Below are 22,856 nucleotides of genomic sequence, written 5' to 3' on the forward strand. Positions count from 1 at the left end.
TGACGAGCCGCTTGTCCCGCATTCTGCCCGGCGTTTCCCGCATGTACGTGCCAGATTTCCGCTCACCTGTGCCAGGAGTCACCGCCTATTCTTGCGATCAAGAGGGCAACCGTCGCGCGACAGCATGGTCGGCACCGGCAAACATCGTCCTGTGTCAGTTTGCTTTGTAGATGACGCGCCCTTCGAAAATAGTCCGCAAAACACGCGTTTCCGCAATCTTGTCGGGCGTGACATCAAACAGGTTGCGATCGAGAATGATCATGTCAGCCATTTTACCGACTTCGATCGACCCCGCAACGTCACCCCAGCCTGAAACCCGTGCACCATTTATGGTCGCGATCGCCAGGGCATCAGCTAGCGAGATCGACTGGTCGCCGTGGTCCAGCATGCCCCCGATCGCCGGGAACAGATTAGGAGTTGGCAACACGACCCAGTCACTACCGATTGTCATAGTAACGCCACGCTCCAGCAAGCTGCGGAAAGGCCACGCGCCCGCTAGGCTGGCAGTCAACGGCCCTTTGATCTCCCAGATCGCCGGGGACATTTCCGCCACAATGCCAAGCGGTGCCAGCCGGTCGAGATCTTGCTGAGAAAAATACAGACTATGGGCCAGTTCCGGCATGAGGGCAGATCGCCCGTTCACCTTGCGCATCGCGGCAATCGCATCCACTGCCACGCGGTTCGCGCCAGTTCCTACGGCATGCATTTTAACACGCAGGCCTTCCTTGTCGAAACGCGTCAGTGCGGCAGCGATTGTTTCGGGATCGGTATAAAGCTTCGAACGGTCATAATGACCATGCGCGTCAAGTTCGACATCGGTGTGATGCGGTTGAAGCGGTGAGCCGTCGATCAGGAGTTTGACGGCATCGATTGACACTCTCTCCGAGCGAAACGCCTTTCGTTCCGAGAGCGTCTTTTCGCTCTCCTGCAATGACACCATCGACACAGCGGGATTGCCCCAGAACACATGCGCCAATGTCCGCAAATGCCAAAGCCCCTCTCGATCGAGGTCGTGCAACGCCCGCGCGACACTTTCTGTTACCCCGGCATCCTGAACCGAAGTAATCCCATATTGGGCACAGAGTGCTGCCGTATCGAGCAAGGCTTTTCGCACCGTTTTTTCAGGCAAAGGCGGCAGGTGCCGGGATGCCAGATAAGTCGCGCCCGCCAGCAATTCTCCGGTCGGCTCGCCATCTGCGCGGTGAAGGATAGTCCCGCCCTCCGGGTCGGGCGTGTTGCGATCGATACCGGCGATTGTCAGCGCCTTGGTGTTGACCAAGGCGTGGTGAAAGGACCATTCGCGAATATAGACAGGCGTATCTGGGAACGCCTCGTCAAGAAATTTGCGATCGGCTTGTCCGCCGGGGAAATTATCGCCGCGATATACGTCCGCAATGATCCATCCATCGGGGCGCTTGCTGGCCGGACAGGCCTTGAGCGCGGCGATAAGCGCCTTGATGTCTGCTTCGGAGGACACCTGACAATAGATATTCCGCGCCTGTGCGATCACCATATGTTGATGGGCGTCATGGATGCCCGGCATCACCATATGCCCCTTCACATCCTCGACATCGGTTTTCGGTCCGATGAATATCTTCACCCCTGCATTATCGCCGACATAGACGAAGCGTCCGTCGCGAATGGCGACAGCTTCCGCCCAGCGGCGGGCGGAATCGACAGTGTAGATGCGCGCGTTGCGATACACGGTGTCTGCCGCCACCTCCGCCAGCGCAGGGGACGCCGTCGCGAGTGCGAGCCAGGCGGCGATCAATGCGCGAAGGTGCATGGGCTTGCTCATGAAAACAGATCTCCAAACACAAAATGACGGTCCCGCCCATGAGAAAGGACGGAACCGCCAAGCAGGCGTCTAATCACTTTCGGCGCGTCACCATTTGACGCCAACTGCCACGCCATAGGTGCGCGGCATTGCATACCGTGCCTGGACGATGCCAAGCGAGGCAAAGGAGGGGCCGAGATAAGTGAAGTTCTTGACGTTTCCGATATTGTCGACAAACGCACGAATGTTCCAGCCGGCTTCAAAATCGAACGATACGGATGCATTATGCTTGAAATAGCTGTTCAGTTTCGTGCCCGGATCGCCGAAATTTCCGGCAAAACGCGATGAACGCGCGTTGAAGTTCCAGTCGACCGTCAATGCACCAAGCGAGGTTGCTGGCGTGGTATAGGTTACACCGCCGCTACCGCTCCATTTGGGTGCAAACGCCATCTCACGATCGGCGGTAACGATAGCGCCAGATGGCGTCGATTTGCTGACATCATAGATCCTGGTGTTCAGATATGCCGCGGACCCATAGACGGTCAGCCCTTCTGCCAGCTCGGCTTCGATTTCGGTCTCCACACCATAAGCGCGCGCGTCCTGGTTGGAGATCAGGCCGACTAGGCCAAAATAATTGAACACCTGATAATCGGAATAATCATAATAGAACGCGCTGGTGTTGATCCTCAGTCGGTTGTTCAAAAGAGTGACCTTTTCGCCTATTTCATAGGCATAGAGCGTTTCATCCTTGTAGGGAATTTGAGCAAGGCTAGTGTTGTCGGGGTAAAAACCGTTATTGAAGCCACCACCTTTGGTACCGCGCGAAATGCTGGCATAGAATAACGTATTGCGGTTCGGCGAATATTCGAGCGCGACCTTACCCGACACAAGCAGTTGATCATAGTCTAGCTTGAAGGGATTTGGCGTGCCATCGCCCCCTTCGGACACGAGGAAGCACGAACCCGGCTGCCCGCTGGCGCATGTCCGGAATGCGGCATTGTCCACATCGGCAAAACCCTTGTCGTCATAGGTCAGCCGTACGCCTGCTATCAACTTCAGAGTGTCGGTCAGATTATGTTCCACCTGACCGAAAGCAGAGAGCGATTTCGTCCGCATCCTCCAGTTGGCATTGAGGGCGAGCGGGAATACGGCACCTTGATATATGCCGTCCGGCGCCGGGCCATCGAGAGGGAAATTGAACACGGCAGATGGTTGGTTATCGCCCGTCGCCAAGAGTCCATAGACGCCCACTGTCCAGTCAGTGCGGTCGCCATCATGGAAAAGTCGCAGTTCCTGCGTCGCCTCTTCAAGCTGATAAGGGAAGCTGGCATAAACGATATCGTTAGGCGTACCGTCGCTATCCTCGTTCATTTGGCGCTTGTAATTCTGGTAACCGGTCACGCTTGTAAAGGTCGTGTCTCCGAATTCCTTCTCCGCTCGGAAGAGCGCCGATTTGATTGTAGCCTTCAACATCGCCGGTCGATTGGTGAATACTGTGTTCTTCTTGGCGGCCGGACCGTTGCGTTCGGCATAGCCGACGATATCCGTGATCGTATCGTCACGCATGACCAATCCGGTAGCGTCATCGACATAGCCGGTGAGCGACTCATAATAGCTGTGGACCGTATCAATCCGACCATATTCGCCTTTCAGATTGAGATCCCAACCGTCATGGCCTTGATAACGTAGTTGCAGACGGACCGCCTGGCTGCCGGCCTGGCCGCCACGCTCCAGATTAGGATTGACCTGTCTCTGGTAACCATCGCTCGTTTGCGAAAAGCCCGACAGCCTCACCGAGACTGTATCGCTGATGGGCGCATTGGCAGCCGCTTCGAGCTTCAGCGTATTGAAGCTGGAATAGGTTGCATTCGCAAAGCCCTCGGCACGATTTTGCGGCTTGGCTGTCACATAGTGGATCAGACCGCCCGTCGAATTTCTGCCAAACAAAGTACCTTGCGGTCCGCGAAGGACTTCCACTCGGTCAAGATCGAACAGTGCGAAATCGACTGCCGGGACAGCGACGTAGTAGAATTCGTCGACATAGGTCGTTACGGGCGCTTCGTGGCCTTCGCCAAAGTCGTTGACGCCGATCCCGCGGATCACAACGTTCGCCGATGTACCCGGCCCATAGGGTGAATAATTTTCCAGGCCCACGATCCTGCCAGCAAGGTCAGCACTACTGGTGATATTCTGGCTTTGAATGCTTTCAGCGGTCACTGCCGTCACGGCGATGCCGACCGACTGGAGATTCTGTTCGCGCTTCTGGGCCGTGACGACAATTGTCGCAAGGCCAGAACTATTCTCGTCACTGGTCGCTGTTGCAGTGCCCTGTTGGGCTATCGCTGGGTTTGCAGCTACGCACAGTGGAATGGCGCATAGAAGGTAGAGGCTTGAAATCCGGCTCATGAGAAACCCCCTTGTCAGCTATTTTAAATTATTATGATGAGCATCATCCGTTCATCGCCAGCGCGACACAATGACATGGTCGCAGTCTGTTGTTGCGATGCATGCAACATCTGAATGAAGGCGGTAAAACGGCGCTGGCGCTTGCATTGCCTAGTCGCAAAAAGCGACCGACTGCGACGACCTCCGCCAGCTATTTGGCAGGAAGCTTACGAATGGCTCGCATAAGCGCCGATCGCATTTCGAGCGCGCCCGGCTCAAGCTTGCGACCAACGCGACTGACCAGCAAAAGGCTGATCTCCCGAAGCTCTTCGCAATCAAGAGGTCGGACAATCAATGCACTATTCTGATCTTCTGGGGCAAATAGCGCTGGCAACAGCGCAATGCCAAAGCCTCGCTCGACGCCGTTCAGAATCATTTGCATCGACGAAGATTTCAGGGCGATGTTGAGCGACAATCCGCGGCTGGAGAACACGGTCTGAATTATCTCGAACAAACGAGACGAAGGCAGCGGTGTCAGCAATTTATTCTCGACAACCATTTCCGGTGTAATGCGCTCATGAATTGCGAGCGGGTGCTGGCGAGCCATAAGCACGACAAATGGCTGGCGAGCGGCGGCATGGACGCGCAACCGCACGTCGTCGGGGGAATCGAGCAGAAGGCCGAAATGCGCCGTATCGTTGAGGATCACGCGGTGCGCCGCGTTGGATTCGGCGGACATCAACTCAATTGCCGCATCCTGATATTTTTCGCTGACATTCATCAGCGCGGGAAGAAACGGCGCGGCCATCAGGCACTCGGACGCCACGATACGGATCGACTGGGTGCGCACATTGCGAAGCGCCGCCAGGCCGCTCAGCAGTACGTCATGCTCGGCCATCCGATGATCATAATATTCGCACAGCATCAACCCGGCTTCGGTAAGGATCATCTTGTGCGAACCCGGCTCGACAAGCGCGATCGCAAGCGCCCGTTCGAGCAATTTTATCTGGCGGCTGATTGTCGAAGGTGCAACGCCCAGATAATCGGCGGCGGCTCGCATCGAACCGTGCTTGGCCGAGAGCGAGAGATAATGCAGGCGGTGGTCCTGCACATTAATCTCATAGGCTCTACTTACGCCGGGCATTAGATTTCCTTCATGATGCCATCTAAAGTCACTTGCGCGGCGACCGGGTGTGCGTCGTTGCCTTGGCACGGACGGGGAATAGCGCCACCGGATCGAGCAGGGGCGCGCCTTCCGCGAAGAAAAAGTCGCGAATTACGAGCCAATCATCGCCAACAAGAGTCCAGATCATAAGCCCGCGATGGACATCGATCCCGCCAGCGATAATAGTGTTGCGGTTCGTAAAGTTTGCGAAGGCGACGTCGCCGATTTGCGTGACGTCCTCCAACTCGATGATCAAAGCCGAATAGACGTCGCGAGCTTCCTCGAAAATGCGGCTGATTGCCAAACGGCCAACCTCAGCAGGCATATCCCGACCCTCCATCACCGCGTCGGGATGATAGAAGGCATTGGTCATGGCCTCGATCCGGCCTGCCTTGAAATCGCGGCCGAACTGCAGGCATTTTTTGCGGAGCAGGTCGCTGAGCTTGCTACTCATGACAATGCACCAGCCACGGCCGCCGTATCGAGAAATTCTTCGAAACGGGTGATCAATCCGTTCTCGACCTTGTAGACATGTGCCCAGCGGACCCGATATTCGCGTGCCGTGGTGAGTGAGCGACTATGCTCCACCCCGGTTCCATAAACCGTGTCGCCCGTGGCTTCGAATGTTTCTGGTGTCATCTCCACCAGTTCGATGGTTTCGGCGACGCGTCGGAAAAAGTCGCGAACGCCTTCATGACCGTGAAACGTCCCCGCAAACGCAATAGCATCCCGCGGCCCATGGTAGATCCAAATAATATCTGGAGACAGACAGGCGAAGGCACCGTCCATATCACCCGAATTGAAAGCGCTGTAGAAGCGGTCGAGTGTCGCAACCTTTTCAGCGACAGTGCCTGTTTCGTCCAGTTGGTTATTTGACATATCAACTCGATCCTATTGGGATGCAGGGTACCCGCCCTAGCGAAATCGTGAAAGGGTGTAAGGAGCGGGATCGACAATCGGACGCGTACCCATCGCCAGATCGGCTGCCAATCCGCCTGCGGCGGGCGCTGTGCCAAACCCATGGCCGGAAAACCCGCTGGCCAGGATGAGTCCGGATATTGCATCGACCGGGGAAATGACGGGATTGGCATCTGGTGTAATGTCGATCATCCCCGCCCAGCTATGCGCTACCTGTGCGTCCTTGAAAAACAGGCCATGCGGCGCGCAGATTCGTGAGCGCTTCAGCGTTGAGAGTCTGGCTCACGTCGGGATTGATCGTCCGCTGCTTCTCGAACGGCGAAGGCCCGGTCGGCTGCCAACGGCGCGGCAAAGCAAGGTCGTCGAGAAAATGTCGCCCCAGCGACAGGCGTATCTGCCTCCACTCCTTGCGCAGCACAGGTGCGAACTGCCTGGCGAGCAGCAGACTATCAAGCGCGAGCGGCGCAATGAAGCCCCCCCGCTGCGTGATGGTGAAACCTCCGCTATGATCTTTGCGGAATGAGAAATCGGGCGCTCCGACGGCGATGTCCGTTGGCCCGACGATCGGTTTTGTCCGCAGTACCGAAGCGATGACGGGTAAGGTCGGCAGCGAAACGTCATGATTGCCCAGAAACCTGCGGGACCAGACACCGCCGGCGAGGATCGCAACCTTGCACGGCAACTCGCCCCGCTCCGTCACGACCGCCGCCACTCGTCCGGCAGCGAGCGAAAGACCGCGTACAGCGCACTGTTCTATAATGACAGCGCCTTTGGCCATTGCGGCGCGTGCGATTGCACTGGCGGCAAGTTGCGGTTCAGCCTTGCCATCCGAAGGCGTATAGATGCCGCCGTACCAACCTTCCTGACCGCCAGGAACAAGATCGGCAATCTCCGCATTGCTGACCAACCGCGAACCCAGGTGATGGTCGCCAACCGCGTCCAGCCAAGCCTCGTGCGGGGCCAGTTGCGCCTCGTTGCGAACACAATAGAGGATCCCAGTCCGGCGAAAACCGACATCGCGCCCGACGCGCTGGGGCATGATGTCCCACAACCGATCCGATTCCATAGCCAGCGGCAGGTCAGGCAGTTCCCGACCCGTCTTGCGCACCCATCCGAGGTTGCGGGAGGATTGCTCGCCGGCCAGGGTGCCCTTCTCAAACACGACAACCGGAACACCACGCTCAGCAAGAGTCAACGCCGCCATCAGACCAACGATACCGCCGCCGATAATCGCAACCTCGCAGTCACGCGGCAATGCGTCTGACGTCCGGACCGGGTCAATGGGTGGCGGCGCCCATGTCACCGGATGCGGTCCACATGGGCCAAGGTGTCGCGCATTGCTCAACTCCCTATGTCGATATTCCGGATAGTCCCTATGTCGATATTCCGGATAGATGCGTTCGAAGCCCCCCGCCATGCGGTCACCTCGATCTCGACCTTGAATTCAGGCGAACCAAGCGGCGGGCTGGTGAGGGTGAAAGCGGGCTCTATCCCCTTCATCCGTTCTGCATAGGCACTCATCACTTCATCGATGTCTTGCGGGAACTGAATATAGACTCGCGCAGCAATGACATCTTCCAGAACTGCGTCCACAGCGTTCAACGCGCGCTCGATGTTGGCCAGAACCTGAAAGGTCTGTTCGCGAAGATCGGCCGGGATCAACTTTGTGTCAGGATTGCGACCCGCCGTGTTGGACACGAAAATCAGATTGTCCACCGCGACCGCGCGCGAATAGCTGCCGCGCGTTTCAGCAGGCGATCCCGTCTTGAGTTTGACGATCTGCGTCATGATGAAAGATCCTTTTATCGCGCCCGTCAGCGGAGCGCGGGTTCGTTCCACAAATTCAGGCTGGTGCCGATGCCGCGCGCAATGGCGTTCCGGTAGATCACCGTACCCCATGCCACATCCTCGACCGACATCCCGCCGACTGAGAGAATGATGATCTCATCATCGTTGGTACGCCCTGGCGCCTCACCAGCGACAATCTTGCCAAGGTCTTCGAGCGTGTCCCGGTCGACGCGGCCTTCGGCTACAAGGTCGAGATAGCGCATGCCAACGACCGGAACCCATCGGTGAGCGGGCTTCTCACATTCCTCGAACCCCGCTTCGTACATGGCGGGATTATCGAGTACCTTGCGAATGTCGCTCGCCTGCATGCCTTCGTCCACGTCCGTGAGCGAGGGCATCGAAAGGAACGTGCCCGGCTTGATCCATTCGCGGCGGACCATGGGATATTGCGAAGGGTCTCCTATTGCCCCCGATTGGCAGAAGGTCACGATGTCGCTGCCCTGCATCACCTCTTCGATCGTATCGACCGTCTGAACGGTCGTGATCTGCGGATAGGTCGCGCGTACCCAAGAGACGAAGGCGGCGAGGCTCTTCTCACCCCTCCCCTTCACCTTCACCGTATCTATCATCGGGCAAGTCGCCATGAACGCGGCCAACGAGGTGCGCGCCATGACGCCAGGACCAAGGATGCCGACGACACGCGAATCCTTGCGGGCCAGATGGCGCGCACCGACGCCGGGAACCGCACCGGTGCGATAGGCAGACAGCAGATTGGCGGACATGATAGCAAGTGGCGCGCCGGTATCCACATCGTTCAGGATGAACATGAGGATAGACCGCGGTAATCCCTTTTCGCGGTTCGCGATGTTCGAGCCGTACCATTTGACGCCCGCCGTCCGGAAACGCCCACCCAGATAGGCAGGCATCGCCATGTATCGGCGATCTGGCGTGGGCTTGGGCATATCCGGAAACGGCGAGTTTTCGGGAAATACGATAATCGCGCCGTGCGAATTGTTGGTTGGACCGGCCATGCGATAATCGCCATGGTAAAGGAGGCCGAACATCTCCTCCATAGTGTCGACGCAGGCCGCCATGTCGGTCACGCCGGCCGCGATCATGTCCGGCTCGGACAGGTAAATAAAATCGATCTTTGTCGAACTAACGGGGACTTCAAACATGCTTCACTCCAGAGCCCCCGTCCACACCCTCGGAAAGGGCAGACGATCGGGCGAACAACATCAACTCAGGACATCAACGCCCGTAATATTCGGCGATGCGTCCAATATCTTTTTCTGGAACCACGCGCGCCGACGCAGCCATCAATTGGCCCTCCCGGTCTTGCTCGTCATAGCCGCGCAGCCCATTGCGGAAGTTGGCGAGTTGCAACGCGATATATCGAACGTCCAGCCTATTGAGCGCTGGCGCGCCTAATTGCGCATTTCCCTGTCCCACGTCCCCATGGCATGTTGCGCACGTCGCGATCTGATCGGCAAGGTCGGTGGGCATCTGCCGGTTCTTGACATCTGCGACAGGGGCACTGGCCAGTCGACCTATATATTGCACGACTGCAGCGATGTTCGCCGTATCGCCGATGGCCGTTGCGCGGCCAACCATCGGAAAGCCATGGGCGTCGTCCAGCTTGCCACGCCGCCCTTCCCGGAAATTGTGCAATTGCCGTGTCAGATACGCGCTGTCGAGGCCAGTCAGATTGGGCGCATACATCATCGCTCGCCCCTGCCCGTCATTGCCGTGGCATCCAACGCATGTCGTAAAAACGGCTTTCCCAACGCTCGTATCGACAGCCCCGTCGCGCGCCGCGGCCTTGTCCTTGCCCGCCGCAACGTCGCCCTGAAACGCGAGCAAGACCTTGCCACTGTCAATGAATTCCTCGAACCGGACGATCTTGCCATCACGGATCTTGAAGATATGCACATTGTCGGCATGGTATCTGATGCCGGTCGCCTTGACGGTGCTTTCCTCAAATCCGGGGACGACAACGGTATCGCGGTCGACGAGAAACTCGCGTTGACCCGCAACAGGATCGGCCAGCGTCTCGTCCACCTTGGCGAAGAAGTCCGCAACACCCTCCGGTCCTCGCCGTATACCGCCGAACGGCAAGACACTCGGCGGGCCGTAATAGGTCCATGTCGCATCAGGCGCGATCAGTCGCTCCAGCGCCGCCATGTCGCCCCGTTCGAACGCGGCATAAAGGTTCCGCACAACCTGTTCCGGGCTGTCAGTCGGCGCAGCCTTCAGGCGGGCGCCGACCGACAGGCTGGAGACAAGCGCCACAAGGGCAATAATGGCAGCAGCGCGCGATGCCTTTTTCATGCTGTTGCACTTTCTTTGAGAATGTATGCCAAGGTCACGACTGTCCATAGAAGCCGTGGAACACACCGTTCGGATCCCACCGCCTGCGAAGCTGCGCCAGGCGCTTCCACGCTTCGGGCGAGTAGCAATCTGCTATATCCTCAGGTCGCCCTTCCTGATCCATTTCATTGATATAACTACCTTTTCCGATCGCTTTGAGCTTCTTGAAAAGCTCGCGGCAGAATTTACGGGATGGTGCCTCGTCGGCGGGATCGTCCCATTCAAGATAATATGCGATGTAATAGGGTGCGTAGCGCGATGCGGCAGCATCGGGCTGCGTTTGTTCGCCGGTATAGAGGACGATCGGCGTTCCACGCGGAGCAGGGCATCTGGGAATATATTCGGACAGAAGGGCAACAGCCTGCGTTGGATCGTCGACCCAAATGCTGTCGCCCATCCAATGGGCCTGCGGAAACCCAGCTTCATTGTCGCTATAATAGCGATCATAACTGCCTGCGCGATCGAGAACCTTGTCGATTGCGCGCGCTGCGATGGGATGCCCAGTGATCGGCGCAAGCTTGCGGCGTCCTTCGACTTCGGAGCCTACGAATGCATTGACATCGACATAGATGGCGAAGCGCTGATCGGGCGGCAGGTCCCTGGACTTGCCAGGAATCGCTGCCACCGACGATAATATCTCCACGTCGCGATCGAGTGTTGGCGCCACTTTCGCCATAAGATCGTTCATCTCCGCCAATTGGGCGTATGGCAATACATAGGTCGCCCCCCAAATCAGCTTGGGCGCATCGAAACATTGCAGATGGAACTGCGTCACAACGCCGAACAGACCTGGCCCTCCGCCGCGTGCGGCCCAGAACAGATCGGCATTTTCCGTTTCGCTGGCATGAAGCAGCCGGCCGTCAGCAGTGACGAGGTCAACACCTTTGACACCGAACACGCTGAGGCCGTGCGTCCACGCATTGGCATTGAGGCCGACCCCGCCGCCCAACAGATAGCCCCCTATTGGCACCGTGCCACAATGCGCGCCCGGAAAAGCGAGCCCGTCCTCAAGCAACCGTTCGGCGAGACCGCGGGTAAACACCCCAGGCCCAACTTTAGCGGTCTTCGTCGCCACATCGACCTCGATATCATCGAGATGACCGACATCGATCAGAATCCCGCTATCGCGCAGAAAGCAGGCTGCCATGCTGTGACCGCCGCATCGCGTCGTCACCTTCAATCCGTTTGCGGCGGCATGGAGAACGGTCTGTCGCACATCGTCGGCGTTGACGGCCTGAACAATCATGTCCGGCTTGCGGTCAGCCTTGGCCAATTGCCAGATCATCGCCTTGCGCCACGCTTCGTAGGATGCATCGCTCTTCACCACGACGGTACCGCTGATCCGTGACTGCAGGGCAGCGGCGCTACTGCCTGCCTGAGGCGCGCCAAATGCCGGTAATGCGCTCAATCCCGTGGCTAACGGGACGGTCGCGATCGTGCCAGCCTTGAGAAAGTTACGGCGCGACCACCGGCTGTCGTTCGACATATCGCCCTCCTTGCCAGCAAATCTATGCCGTGCAGAAGTGCCGTGAAACAAGGTCGGACTTTGCCCAGCTTGTTGCGCTAACGGCAACGGATCAGCTTTTCACGCCGATTGATGTAAGATGATAGTGTGGCACAACGGGGTCCAATATTTGTCGCCTTGCCGTTCTGGAGCATGCCGGACTTGACCTCCCCCTCACCTGCCTATCCCCAAGGACAAAGCCAGACGGTCGTCAATGATGGCACCGAAAGCTTGTCCAATGGCGTGCTGGGCAGCGTAGACATCACCTTCATGGTACTGGCCGTCGCCGCGCCCATGGCAATCGTTGTGGCAACGATGCCTTTGGCCTTCGCCTTCGGAAATGGTGTCGGCGTTGCAGGCGCCTATCTGCTGTCGGCTATCGCTATCACGCTGTTTGCTGTCGGCTATGTCCGTATCATGCCCCTGATCCGCAATGCCGGGGCATTCTACGCGATCATCTCTGCAAGCTTCGGCAGGGCAGCTGGCCTGGGCAGCGCCTATGTCGCCATGCTGTCCTATATAGGGCTGTGTTGCGCGACATTGGGCGCGTTTTCATTTTTCGCGACGGACATGCTGCACAATATTGGAATGATATCCGTTCACTGGGGCGTCATAGCGATGTTCGGAATTGCGGCATTGGCGCTCCTCTCCTGGTTCCGCATCGACTTCACGGCGAAGATTCTCGCGATAGCCCTTGGCGCAGAGGTACTTGCAATCCTGCTGCTGGACTTTGCCATAATCGCGGAAAAAGGTCTGATCGCTCCTAGTATCGTGCTCGCGCCGTCTGTCGTTTTTGGCCCCGGCCTTGGCGTTGCGGCGATTTACGCCTTCAACTCCGTGATCGGCTTCGAGGCGACGGCGATCTATCAGGAAGAGGCTCGCGATCCGGCAAGAACGGTGCCCCGCGCTACCTATGCCGCCATCGCCATCGTCAGCACCTTCTATATTTTCACCGCCTATGCCTTCACAATCGCTGAGGGAACCGATGTTGCACGCCATGCAGCAATCGATCCTGGACATTTCGTGTTCGGCCTTGCCCATCGCTACCTTGGCGAGTGGGGCCAAATCCTGATTTCTTCGCTGGTAGTGACGAGCGCCTTTGCGGCCATCCTTGGGCTTTTCAATAACGGTGTGCGCTACGTCTACGCACTGGGTCGCGACCGCATCCTGCCTGGCGCATTGTCCCGGACCAGGCGCAGCAACGGCGCACCTTTTGTCGCTGGAGTGCCAGTGGTCGTTATACTCGTGCTGACGGTGGGCGGGTTTGCCATGGCGGGGCTCGATCCGCTTCTGTCACTGACTACCGCTTTGACGGGTTTCGGATCTGTCGGATTGATGCTCTTGCTTTGTCTCACCAGCTTTGCCGTGCCCGCCTTCTTCCTCCAGCACAATACGCGCTTGAGTGTCCCTACCGCCATGCCGCTGCTTGGCGGGGTGATGCTGGCAGCCGGATGCGGCCTTTCTATCCTGAATTACCCTCTACTAACCGGCACGGATTCCCGCCTTATCAACGCCCTACCCGTTGCGTTGCCCATCATTTTTGCGGCGGGCGTGGTCCAGGCAGCATGGATGAAGCGCAGGCACCCCGCAATTTACAGCCGCATCGGCCTGTCCCGCACGGACGTCTGAACGGCATCTTCCTTTCCAGGAGACACGGACATGACGACCGCAAACGATCTGTCACAAATCAGCGAGAAGGCACGATCGTTCATCCATTCGCAAAAGGGGCTGTTCATCGATGGACAATCGCGCCCTGCGTCCGACGGATCGACGATCAGCGTCGTCGATCCGTCCAGCGGCGAGGAAATCGCTCGTATTGCTGACGCCAGCGCACAAGATGTCGATGCCGCAGTAGGCGCCGCACGCCGCGCGCTGACCGACCGCGCTTGGGTCGACATGCAACCTTACCGTCGCGAGGCGCTCATGCTGGCGCTCGCCGCAGCCATCGAAGCGGAAGTGGAATCGCTTGCCGAGATCGAGACGCTCAACAGCGGCAAGCTGATCGCCAATACCCGCCTGTTCGACGCAGAACTGCCAGTGCACTCGCTGCGCTATGTCGCTGGTTGGGCTAGCAGACTGAATGGCGAGACAATGAACTTGTCCGTCCCCTATTTGCCCGACCTGCGCTTTAGCGGTTTTACAAAGCGCTATCCGGTTGGTGTTGTTGCAGCGATCACGCCGTGGAACGTGCCACTGTGCATGGCAGTCTGGAAACTGGCGCCAGTGCTCGCCACCGGCTGCACCATCGTCCTGAAACCAGCGGAACAGACCTCCCTCACCGCGCTGCGCCTCGCCGAGCTATGCGCGGAAGTCGGCATTCCGGATGGTGTCATCAACGTCATCACGGGTCGGGGCGCATCGGCAGGACGGATGCTGGTCGAGCATCCCGGCGTGGACAAGATCAACTTCACCGGATCAACGGAGGTCGGACGCGGCATCGCAATCAGCGCCGCTAGGAGCTTCAAAAAGTATAATCTGGAACTGGGCGGCAAATCACCACTCATCATCACCGAAACTGCCGACCTCGATCAGGCTATTCCCGGCGCGGCATGGGCGATTTACGGCAATTCCGGCCAGAATTGCTGTGCCGGGTCGCGGATGCTGGTTCACGAGAAGCATTATGACGCTGTACTGTCCGGCGTGCGGGAGATCGCCGCGAGCCTGCAATTGGGCCCCGGCCTCGATCCGGCTTCACAATTGGCTCCCCTGTCGAGCAGAATGCACCGGGATCGGGTGGCACTGCATGTCGACGCCGCTCGCGCTGCCGGGGCCGACGTGAGCGGTGGCGAAGCAGTTGATGGACCGGGAAGCTACTTCACGCCGGCCGTCATCGCTGGCCTGGACCCCGATCACCCTACTGCCCAGGAAGAGATTTTCGGCCCGGTTTTGTGCGCCTTTTCATTTACGAGCGACGAGGAGGCGATTACCCTTGCCAACCAAACGCGGTTTGGACTGGGGGCCAGCGTCTGGACCAGGGATATCGATTGTGCAGATCGCTATTTCGATGCGTTGCAGGCTGGTACGGTCTGGATCAACACCCACAACATTCTCGACTTGGCCCTGCCCTTTGGCGGAGACAAGGAGTCGGGAGTCGGCCTCGAACTGGGCAGAGAGGGTGTTTTAGCGCACACCAAGTTGCGCAGCGGCGTCAAAGCGCACCCAAAGATGCGTTAGGCTCTTCTCGCCCGGCAAACCCCGACGGAGGTTTGCGGGCAGATCGCGCAATCAGACGATGGCGAGAATGGCGGCATCGGCAAGGTGGATGCTGAGCAAATCGGATTATCCTTTAAGATGTCCGTAACACTGGCCGAATGCCAGTGCTTCTGGAGTCACATTCTGACGATCAGGTCCATCCGATTTGGCGCTCATTCTTAATTTTTGACACAGCGATGACCGGATCGCGCATCAGCCTCCTATAAGAGAAATATTCGTGGCCTTAACACGGGGCAACAGATGGCGGCGGCGGAGTGCGATTGCCAGCCGACGACCGACCTGCGGCTCGTTCGAAGTCGAATATTAGGAGTATGCCATGTCGTGGTTCAAGGAAGTTGCCCCAATCCGCCAGAAGATGCTGGTCGTCCTGATATGCATGTGCGGCTTTGCGGCATTGGCGACACTGCTTACCGCGGGCGCGGCGCTTTTCGGTCATCCCGTCTTGGGTCTGTCATTAGGACTTGTGGTTGCGGGGATTGCGGCGGTTTGCGGGTCTTTGATCCGCGAGGCCGTGTGCGTGCCATATGTGTCGACGGTCCTTCGCATGGAAGGTCTGGCCGCCGGTGACCTCGATACGCCTATCGACTATACCCAATATCAAGATTGCGTGGGCCGCATGACGAAGGCCATGTTCACGTTCAAGGAGACTGCTGCCCTGAACCTGAAACAGGCTGAGGCTCAAGAGCAACTGGTTTCGGTTCTCAGCTCGCATCTGTCATTGTTGCGCGATGGAGACCTGACCGCGTTGATCACGGCCGAATTTGCACCGGAATATGCAGCGTTGAAAACCAATTTCAATGACGCGATTGGGAGCATGCGCGATTTGATCGCGGCGGTATCCGAAAGTGCGTCCTCCATCAGCACCGGATCAAGCCAGATCGCCCAGGCGTCGCACGATCTGGCTCGCCGCACCGAAGGCAACGCTGCCTCGCTGGAAGAAACGGTAGCGTCCGTTACCGAGATGGCGGATCGCCTGCGCGCTCTGGCAAAGGCAGCATCGCTCACCGTCCAGCGCGCCGATCAGGCGATCGCAACGGTGCATGACGGGCGTGCAACGGCAGAAGACGCCGTTCAAGCGATGGGCCGCGTGTCCGATAGTGCCAAGGGCATCGATTCCGTCATTGAAGGTCTGGACAAGATTGCCTTCCAGACTCGCGTGCTGGCGATGAACGCTGCGGTCGAGGCAGGACGCGCAGGCGACGCTGGCCGCGGCTTTGCGGTAGTGGCTGATCTCGTTTCCGCACTGGCGATGCGCGCGGAAGAGGAAGCAAAACGAGCCCGCGATCAATTGACCGTCACCCAGGTAGAAATTGCTTCGGCTGTCGGGTCGGTCACGAAAGTCGATGGCGCACTGTCCAACATTTCCGGCGATGTGTCGCAAGTCCACGAACTGTTGGCAACGATGGCCAATGACAATCAGGCACAGTCGACGGCGATAAACCAGATTTCGGCCGCGATTGGCACGATGGATCAATCGACCCAGCAGAATGCGGCAATGGTCGAGGAAACGTCGGCCGCGGCAGGAAACCTTGCTGCTGAGGTCCAAAGCCTCGCCGCTCAGGCAAGCCAGTTCAAACTGGAAAACGGCCCGGATAGTCGTTCAAAGGCATCTGGCAGCCGTCGCCCCATGAAAGCTCCAGCCAGCACGGCTGCCTTCCAGACAGAGACTTACGTCAGTCTGCATTGATGATGGGTCCCGATGGCTTTCACATGGCGATTTGCAAGGTCAGTGTCACCGCCCGTCGGAATCATAGCATATCTCGACCGCCCGCGCATCGCTCGGATCGAAACCAGCACTGACCGATATGCCTGCACGTTCAATGCGTTGCAGGCATATCGGCCTTCTCTCCTTGCACATTTTCCTGGACTGAAGCGCGGCACCGCATCGCCAATTGCATATCATAGTCCGTGACCGTTCAGGCGGGCTCCTCGCCCGGTTGACAGGTTGAATTGGCGGTTGGGATGGTTTTGGCACAAGACTTGTGCGTTGGCGCACTCTGCTGCCATTAGCTGTTGGACTTTTCCCCGGACCTTGCGTGCCTGATCCCGCTTGCATTCCAGGCAGAGCCGCGGCACCCAGCGCCCATGGACATAGAGAAAGATCTGGAAACTACTCTCCTCGGCCCCGTCCTCTCAAACCGGGATTGTGGCGATTGCACGATCTGCTGCACCGTTTTGACTGTCGATACGCCCGATTTCCAGAAGCCGGCTGGCAAAAGCTGTCCTCAACTCACCGCTCAAGGATGCAGTATTCATGCCGTGCGTCCGCATATTTGCCGGACCTGGTTTTGTGCTTGGCGCAGGATCGCCGACATGCCGGACGAAGCCCGTCCCGACCTGTCCGGCATCTTGGTGTCGCTCGATTTCGTCCGCCAACCTCGAAATTGTTTCGAAGGCGTGTCCATATTGGTTCGCCTGCTGCCTGGCAGCGATGCCATAGAAAATGGCATGGCCCGATCCATTCTAGACAGGCTTTGCGATCGGTTGGTGCCTGTCTGGTTTACTGACGGCGCCAAGAAGATGCTGATGCACCCCGAAAATGATGTGGCCACCCTCGTCATATCGGGAGCCGCAGCGCCTGCACATTTGAAAGACGAGGTGGCGGCCTGGCGAGAGCGATATGCAGTGTTCGCTACCAAAGGCATAGCGAAACCAGCATAAGAGATTGAGGGGGGCACTCCCCGCCATCAAACAGCGGCCGCTTTCAGCGCAGCGTCATTTTGCAGGCTGCCACGCGGACGCTGCCGCAAGGAAAGCCAGCGTTTCCTGCGTTGCTTGGCCACCGGTCGGTGGAAAATAGCTGAGCTTGACCACAACTGTGCGGCTGGCAGGATCAATATAGACATATTGGCCCTGCAAACCAATCGCCGAGTAGGCAGGCGAATTGGCCATGGTCCACCACTGATAGCCATAGCCGCCTTCAGGCCCTTCCCGCTCGCCAGCCGGCGTCTGCCCCGCCTTGACCCACTGCTCGCTGACGACGTGCTTGCCATTGGCCATGCCGCCATCGAGCATCATCTGCCCAAAACGCCCCCAATCGCGCAAGGTGGCGTTGAAGCCTGCACCACTGAACTCGCGGCCCGTGCCCGGCTGACCGTCCATGATATAGAAGCCGTCCGCCTCCGCTCCCAGCGGCTCCCATAGCTTTCGGGCTGTGTAGGCGGCCACCGACCCCCGGCTTACCCGTTCGATCAGCCAGCCGAGCACAGCGGTATCGATGGTTTTGTAGGCGAAGACTTCCCCTGGCTTCGATCTGCGCCTGATGGTGCGTGCAACATCGGCAAAGCGTACCACATTTTTCACCAGCGCGTTGATGTGGTTGCTCGCCGCGATACCTGGCTTGGCGAAGTCATAGCTCTCTTCATAATCCACGCCAGAGCGCATCTGGAGGATCTGGCGAATGGTCACGCCTTCATAACCGCCCCCCTTCAATTCTGGCAGGTATCGGGTGATGTCGTCATCAATCGACGAGATCAAACCGTCCTCCAGCGCCGCGCCGACCAGTATCGACGTGATCGACTTTGTCATCGACCAGCCCATGAAACGGGTGTGCTCGTTCGAATCGTTGCGATATATTTCTGTGACGATCCGTCCGTCCTTCAGGACCAGCAGTGCGTTGGTGTAGGTCCGCTCCAGCGCTTGCTCGGCCGAATATGTCGTACCGCCGAACGAATATGTGAAATCCATTGGCCGCTCGACCTTCGGGAACATCCATGGCGCGCCCGAGTGGGCCACCGTCCGCGTGGTGAACAGTTGATCCATATTGCGAAAGGCAAAACTGTTCACGTCGCCATCGTTCATGTGCCAACGCATGATCTGCGTCGCCACTGGCACATCGGATTTCGCGCCTGCCTGCAATGGAACAGGCAATTCCTGCTGCGCGTGGACCGTGGCAGGTGCGACCAGCAGGCCGAGCAGGACCGCCACCTCCAAGCGAAATCCAAATGTCATTGCTTGCTCTCCTTCAAACGATGCCGCATCCTCGCGGTCAGGCGGAAGCCATTGCTTCCAAGGCCGGAATGGCCCGCTCCGCCGCGGCGACATAGCGGTCCAATGCCTCGTCCAATTCGGCATCGCTGATGATCAGGGGCGGCGAGAATGCCGTCACCGGCATCCACGGCAATGCCCTGGTCAGGATACCCTCGGTCCGCGCATGGCCCGCCACGATCTTGTGGCCAGCCATGCCCGCAAAGTCCCGTTTCGCAGCTGGATCGGCCATATATTCGACACCAGCCATCAGGCCTACACCGCGGATGTCGCCGACGAAAGGATGGTCCTTCAACCGGCTCCTCAGCCCCGCCAGCAGGCGTTCGCCCTTGGCGGCGACCGGCGCGACTATGTCCTCGCGCTCCATGATGTCGAGCACGGCCAGCGCAGCGGCGCAGCAGACCGGATGGCCAGAGTAAGTGAAGCCGTGCATGAACGCACCAGCCGTAGCGGATGTGTGTTCCAGTACGTCCCAGATCCGGTTGCTGATGATCGTCGCGGAAAGTGGCAGGTAGGCGCTGGTGATCCCCTTGGCGAGATTGACGATATCGGGCTTGAGGCCATAGTGCCCAGTCCCGAACCAGCTGCCGGTCCGCCCGAAGCCAGTGATCACTTCGTCAGCCACGAACAGTATCTCATGCTCGGCCAGCAGCTTCTGAACGCCCTCGAAATAGCCGGTCGGCGGAGGGATCACGCCGCCCGTGCCCATCACCGGCTCCGCCCAGAATGCCGCGATCGTGTCTGGCCCTTCGCGTTCGATCGTCGCGCGCAAGTCGGCGACCAGACGAGCGGAAAAATCCGCCTCGCTCTCGCCTGGGCGCGCGCCGCGATAATAATGCGGCGCCTCCACATGGAGCACGCCAGGCGCAGGCATGTCGAACGCCTTGTGATATGCGTCGATGCCGGTCAGGCTGCCGGCGGCATAGGTCAGGCCATGATACGCGCCTTGACGTGAAATGACCTTCTTCTTCAGCGGCTTGCCGATAAGATTATGGTAATAGAGGACCAGCTTGTAAGCCGTGTCATTGGCGTCCGATCCCGACGAACCAAAAAACACACGCGCCATTTCCGGCGCATTGGCGCGCGTACGGAACAGGGTCAGCAACCTGTCGGCCAGTTCGATGGCTGGCACTGATGCCGCGCCACCGAACAGATGCTGGAAGTTCAGGCTGCGGGTCGCATCGGCAATCGCGTCGGCCACTTCGCTGCGGCCATAGCCAATGTTCACGCACCACAGGCCAGCGCCCATGTCGATATAGTCGCGGCCATGCTCGTCGGTGACGATGCTGCCCTTGCCCTTGGTGAGGACGAACGGGCCGGCGCTCGCATTGTCGGCGATCGAGGTGACCGCGTGAAACAGGCTGCGCTGGTCCTTCATGGCGAGAGAGGCGTTCATGCTATGCTCCATAGGGGGAAATAGGGCGGGTTTTGGTCTTGCATCGGACCATTTCATCATGTTGTCCCAGCGCTGGCGCAGGAACATTCAATTGCAGCGCTGCGTCACTGAAGCGAATGGGCGTGCGGACGCCGCTCGTTCCGCCCGGAAGGTCGATCCGCAAGCCCCTGGCCAGCACCTGCGGATCATCGAAAACATCGTCGAGCGCATTGATCGGGCCAGCGGGAATGCCAGCTGCTTCACAAGCCGCGAGAATATCCTGCTTCGTCCAGCCCGAAAACGCTGTTTCCAGTTCAGCTATCAGCCTGTCGCGATTGGCGACACGCGCCGGGTTTGTGGCAAAATCAGGATCGGATGCCAGTTCGGCGCGGTCGACAATCTCGCACAGGCGGGCAAACTGGCCGTCATTGCCGACCGCCAGAATGAAGTGGCCGTCGGCAACAGGGAAAGGCTGGTAGGGTGCCAGATTGGGATGGGCATTGCCCATGCGTCGGGGCGCGACCCCACTGACGAAAAGGTTCTGCGCCTGATTGGCAAGCACGCCCACCATCGAATCGAGCAGGGCGATATCGATATGCTGGCCCTTCCCGGTGCGCTCACGCAGCGACAGAGCGGACTGGATACCGATCACCGCGTAGAGCCCGGAGATTATGTCGGCCAGCGCGACGCCGATCTTCTGCGGTGGACCATCTGCGTCGCCGGTCAGGTCCATCATGCCGCTCATGCCCTGCACGATGACGTCATATCCGGCGCGGGCGGCATAAGGGCCGGTCTGCCCGAACCCGGTGATGGAGCAATAGACCAGAGCGGGATGGTCCTTTGCCAGCGTCTGGTAATCAAGACCGAAGCGAACCAGCCCGCCCACCTTGAAATTCTCGATCACGATGTCGGCATCGGCGACCAGGCGCTTTACGAAGGCAAGGTCATCCGGCTTGTTGAAATCGGCCAGAACGCTTTGTTTACCCCGGTTGCAGGCATGAAAATAGGCAGCGTCAACCTGCCCCTCCTCATTCTCGACAAAAGGCGGTCCCCACTTACGCGTGTCGTCCCCTTCCGGGCTTTCGACCTTGATCACTTCTGCACCCAGATCCGCCAGCGTCTGGCCAGCCCACGGGCCCGCTAGAATGCGGGCGAGTTCAACGACTTTGACGCCAGCAAGGGGCAAGGGACCGCCCGACATGCCTAGAATGCCGCCAGTCCGGTGATCGCTCGACCAAGGATCAGCGCATGAATGTCGTGCGTGCCTTCATAAGTGTTCACGGTTTCCAGATTCTGCGCATGGCGCATCACCTGATACGCCTCGCTGATGCCATTGCCGCCGTGCATGTCGCGGGCCAGCCGGGCAATGTCCAAAGCCTTGCCGCAATTGTTGCGCTTGATCAGCGAGATGAGATCAGCACCGGCGGTGTTGTCATCCAGCATGCGGCCGGCACGCAGCGCTGCCTGAAGCCCAAGGCCGATTTCGGTCAGCATGTCGGCCAGCTTCTTCTGGAACAACTGGGTCTGCGCCAAAGGTCGCCCGAACTGGCGACGGTCGAGGCCGTAACGCCGCGCCTGATGCAGGCAGAATTCGGCAGCGCCCATTGCCCCCCATGCGATCCCGTAGCGGGCGCGATTGAGGCAGCCGAACGGGCCCTTCAGGCCTTCGATGTCAGGAAGCAGCGCATCTTCATCCACTTCCACATCGTCGAGCACAATCTCGCCGGTGATCGAGGCCCGCAGCGAGAGCTTGCCTTCGATTTTCGGCGCGGAAAGACCTTTGGCGCCCTTTTCAAGAATGAAGCCGCGGATCTTGCCATCGTGGGCATCGGACTTAGCCCAGATGACGAAAACGTCCGCGATCGGCGCATTGGAAATCCACATCTTCGACCCCGACAGGCGATAGCCCGACGGCGTCCTGACCGCGCGGGTCTTCATGCCCGACGGGTCGGAACCGGCGTCAGCTTCGGTCAGGCCAAAGCAGCCGATCAGCTCGCCGCGGGCAAGGCCGGGAAGATAACGCTGGCGCTGCGCCTCGCTGCCATAGGCGTAGATCGGATACATAACGAGCGAGGACTGCACGCTCATCATCGAGCGGTAGCCCGAATCCACGCGCTCGACTTCGCGCGCGACCAGGCCATAGGCGACATAAGATCCGCCCAGGCCACCATAGGCTTCCGGAATGGTGACGCCAAGCAAGCCCTGCTCGCCCATTTCGCGGAAAATGGCGGGATCGGTGGTTTCTTCACGATAGGATGCAATGATGCGCGATTGCAGCCGGTCCTGCGCATAGGCGCAGGCCGCATCGCGGATCATCCGCTCATCCTCTCGCAACTGGTCTTCCAGCAAGAAGGGATCTTCCCATGAAAATGGG

19 protein-coding genes and 1 pseudogene are annotated in these 22,856 nt (G+C 58.8%); 4 read left to right on the forward strand and 16 right to left on the reverse strand.

Annotation, left to right across the window (positions count from 1 at the left end; genetic code table 11):
- Window positions 1-154 precede the first annotated feature (154 nt).
- The 12 genes and pseudogenes from FE851_RS17750 to FE851_RS17795 form a co-directional block, all read right to left on the reverse strand.
- Window positions 155-1,798 (reverse strand): amidohydrolase, encoded by a 1,644-nt coding sequence (locus FE851_RS17750; RefSeq protein ID WP_261371047.1) that lies wholly within the window; start codon window positions 1,796-1,798, stop codon window positions 155-157.
- Between the two features lie 87 nt (window positions 1,799-1,885).
- The gene (locus tag FE851_RS17755) at window positions 1,886-4,183 is read right to left on the reverse strand and encodes a TonB-dependent receptor (protein WP_145205342.1); all 2,298 of its coding nucleotides are present in this window, start codon (window positions 4,181-4,183) and stop codon (window positions 1,886-1,888) included.
- Between the two features lie 190 nt (window positions 4,184-4,373).
- Window positions 4,374-5,060: a LysR family transcriptional regulator substrate-binding protein gene (locus tag FE851_RS17760; protein ID WP_261371066.1), complete on the reverse strand. Its 687-nt coding sequence runs from the start codon at window positions 5,058-5,060 to the stop codon at window positions 4,374-4,376.
- Between the two features lie 90 nt (window positions 5,061-5,150).
- Window positions 5,151-5,306 (reverse strand): annotated as a pseudogene (locus FE851_RS27190) (LysR family transcriptional regulator); the annotation flags it as partial.
- A gap of 28 nt (window positions 5,307-5,334) precedes the next feature.
- Window positions 5,335-5,781: a nuclear transport factor 2 family protein gene (locus FE851_RS17765; RefSeq protein ID WP_145205348.1), complete on the reverse strand. Its 447-nt coding sequence runs from the start codon at window positions 5,779-5,781 to the stop codon at window positions 5,335-5,337.
- Window positions 5,778-6,206 (reverse strand): nuclear transport factor 2 family protein, encoded by a 429-nt coding sequence (locus FE851_RS17770; protein WP_145205351.1) that lies wholly within the window; start codon window positions 6,204-6,206, stop codon window positions 5,778-5,780. Before FE851_RS17770 ends, FE851_RS17765 begins: the two co-directional genes overlap by 4 nt.
- Window positions 6,207-6,242: 36 nt before the next feature.
- On the reverse strand, window positions 6,243-6,437 hold the full coding sequence (locus FE851_RS26910; protein ID WP_261371048.1) for an FAD-dependent oxidoreductase: 195 nt from the start codon (window positions 6,435-6,437) through the stop codon (window positions 6,243-6,245).
- 10 nt (window positions 6,438-6,447) lie between these two features.
- Window positions 6,448-7,500, reverse strand: coding sequence for an NAD(P)/FAD-dependent oxidoreductase (locus FE851_RS17775; protein WP_261371049.1), 1,053 nt, complete (start codon window positions 7,498-7,500; stop codon window positions 6,448-6,450).
- Window positions 7,501-7,586: 86 nt separating this feature from the next.
- On the reverse strand, window positions 7,587-8,033 hold the full coding sequence (locus FE851_RS17780) for a Rid family hydrolase (protein ID WP_145205354.1): 447 nt from the start codon (window positions 8,031-8,033) through the stop codon (window positions 7,587-7,589).
- Window positions 8,034-8,059: 26 nt separating this feature from the next.
- Complete coding sequence (locus FE851_RS17785; protein ID WP_145205357.1) at window positions 8,060-9,211, reverse strand: tyramine oxidase subunit B; 1,152 nt, start codon at window positions 9,209-9,211, stop codon at window positions 8,060-8,062.
- 73 nt (window positions 9,212-9,284) lie between these two features.
- A complete protein-coding gene (locus FE851_RS17790) occupies window positions 9,285-10,364 on the reverse strand; it encodes a nuclear transport factor 2 family protein (protein ID WP_145205359.1) in 1,080 nt (359 codons plus the stop codon).
- Window positions 10,365-10,398: 34 nt separating this feature from the next.
- The gene (locus FE851_RS17795) at window positions 10,399-11,889 is read right to left on the reverse strand and encodes an FAD-binding oxidoreductase (RefSeq protein WP_145205362.1); all 1,491 of its coding nucleotides are present in this window, start codon (window positions 11,887-11,889) and stop codon (window positions 10,399-10,401) included.
- Window positions 11,890-12,069: 180 nt separating this feature from the next.
- On the opposite strand from FE851_RS17795, the gene FE851_RS17800 reads away from it, so the two are divergent.
- The 4 genes from FE851_RS17800 (at window position 12,070) to FE851_RS17815 (ending at window position 17,781) form a co-directional block, all read left to right on the forward strand.
- A complete protein-coding gene (locus FE851_RS17800; protein ID WP_409994510.1) occupies window positions 12,070-13,536 on the forward strand; it encodes an APC family permease in 1,467 nt (488 codons plus the stop codon).
- Between the two features lie 30 nt (window positions 13,537-13,566).
- The gene (locus FE851_RS17805; RefSeq protein WP_145205368.1) at window positions 13,567-15,081 is read left to right on the forward strand and encodes an aldehyde dehydrogenase family protein; all 1,515 of its coding nucleotides are present in this window, start codon (window positions 13,567-13,569) and stop codon (window positions 15,079-15,081) included.
- Window positions 15,082-15,436: 355 nt separating this feature from the next.
- Window positions 15,437-16,807: a methyl-accepting chemotaxis protein gene (locus tag FE851_RS17810; protein WP_145205371.1), complete on the forward strand. Its 1,371-nt coding sequence runs from the start codon at window positions 15,437-15,439 to the stop codon at window positions 16,805-16,807.
- Between the two features lie 398 nt (window positions 16,808-17,205).
- The gene (locus FE851_RS17815; RefSeq protein WP_145205374.1) at window positions 17,206-17,781 is read left to right on the forward strand and encodes a YkgJ family cysteine cluster protein; all 576 of its coding nucleotides are present in this window, start codon (window positions 17,206-17,208) and stop codon (window positions 17,779-17,781) included.
- Between the two features lie 54 nt (window positions 17,782-17,835).
- On the opposite strand, the gene FE851_RS17820 is transcribed toward FE851_RS17815, so the two are convergent.
- Genes FE851_RS17820 through FE851_RS17835 form a run of 4 tightly spaced genes read right to left on the reverse strand, consistent with a single transcriptional unit; the run spans window position 17,836 to window position 22,798 of the window.
- Window positions 17,836-19,071, reverse strand: a complete 1,236-nt coding sequence (locus FE851_RS17820) for a serine hydrolase domain-containing protein (RefSeq protein WP_145205377.1) — start codon at window positions 19,069-19,071, stop codon at window positions 17,836-17,838.
- Window positions 19,072-19,108: 37 nt separating this feature from the next.
- Window positions 19,109-20,503, reverse strand: a complete 1,395-nt coding sequence (locus FE851_RS17825) for an aspartate aminotransferase family protein (protein ID WP_145205380.1) — start codon at window positions 20,501-20,503, stop codon at window positions 19,109-19,111.
- A 1-nt stretch (window position 20,504) separates the two neighbouring features.
- Window positions 20,505-21,683, reverse strand: a complete 1,179-nt coding sequence (locus FE851_RS17830) for a CaiB/BaiF CoA transferase family protein (RefSeq protein ID WP_145205383.1) — start codon at window positions 21,681-21,683, stop codon at window positions 20,505-20,507.
- A gap of 2 nt (window positions 21,684-21,685) precedes the next feature.
- Window positions 21,686-22,798, reverse strand: a complete 1,113-nt coding sequence (locus FE851_RS17835; protein WP_261371067.1) for an acyl-CoA dehydrogenase — start codon at window positions 22,796-22,798, stop codon at window positions 21,686-21,688.
- Window positions 22,799-22,856 lie beyond the last annotated feature (58 nt).

Source organism: Sphingobium sp. B2 (assembly GCF_007693735.1).
Taxonomy (GTDB): domain Bacteria; phylum Pseudomonadota; class Alphaproteobacteria; order Sphingomonadales; family Sphingomonadaceae; genus Sphingobium; species Sphingobium xenophagum.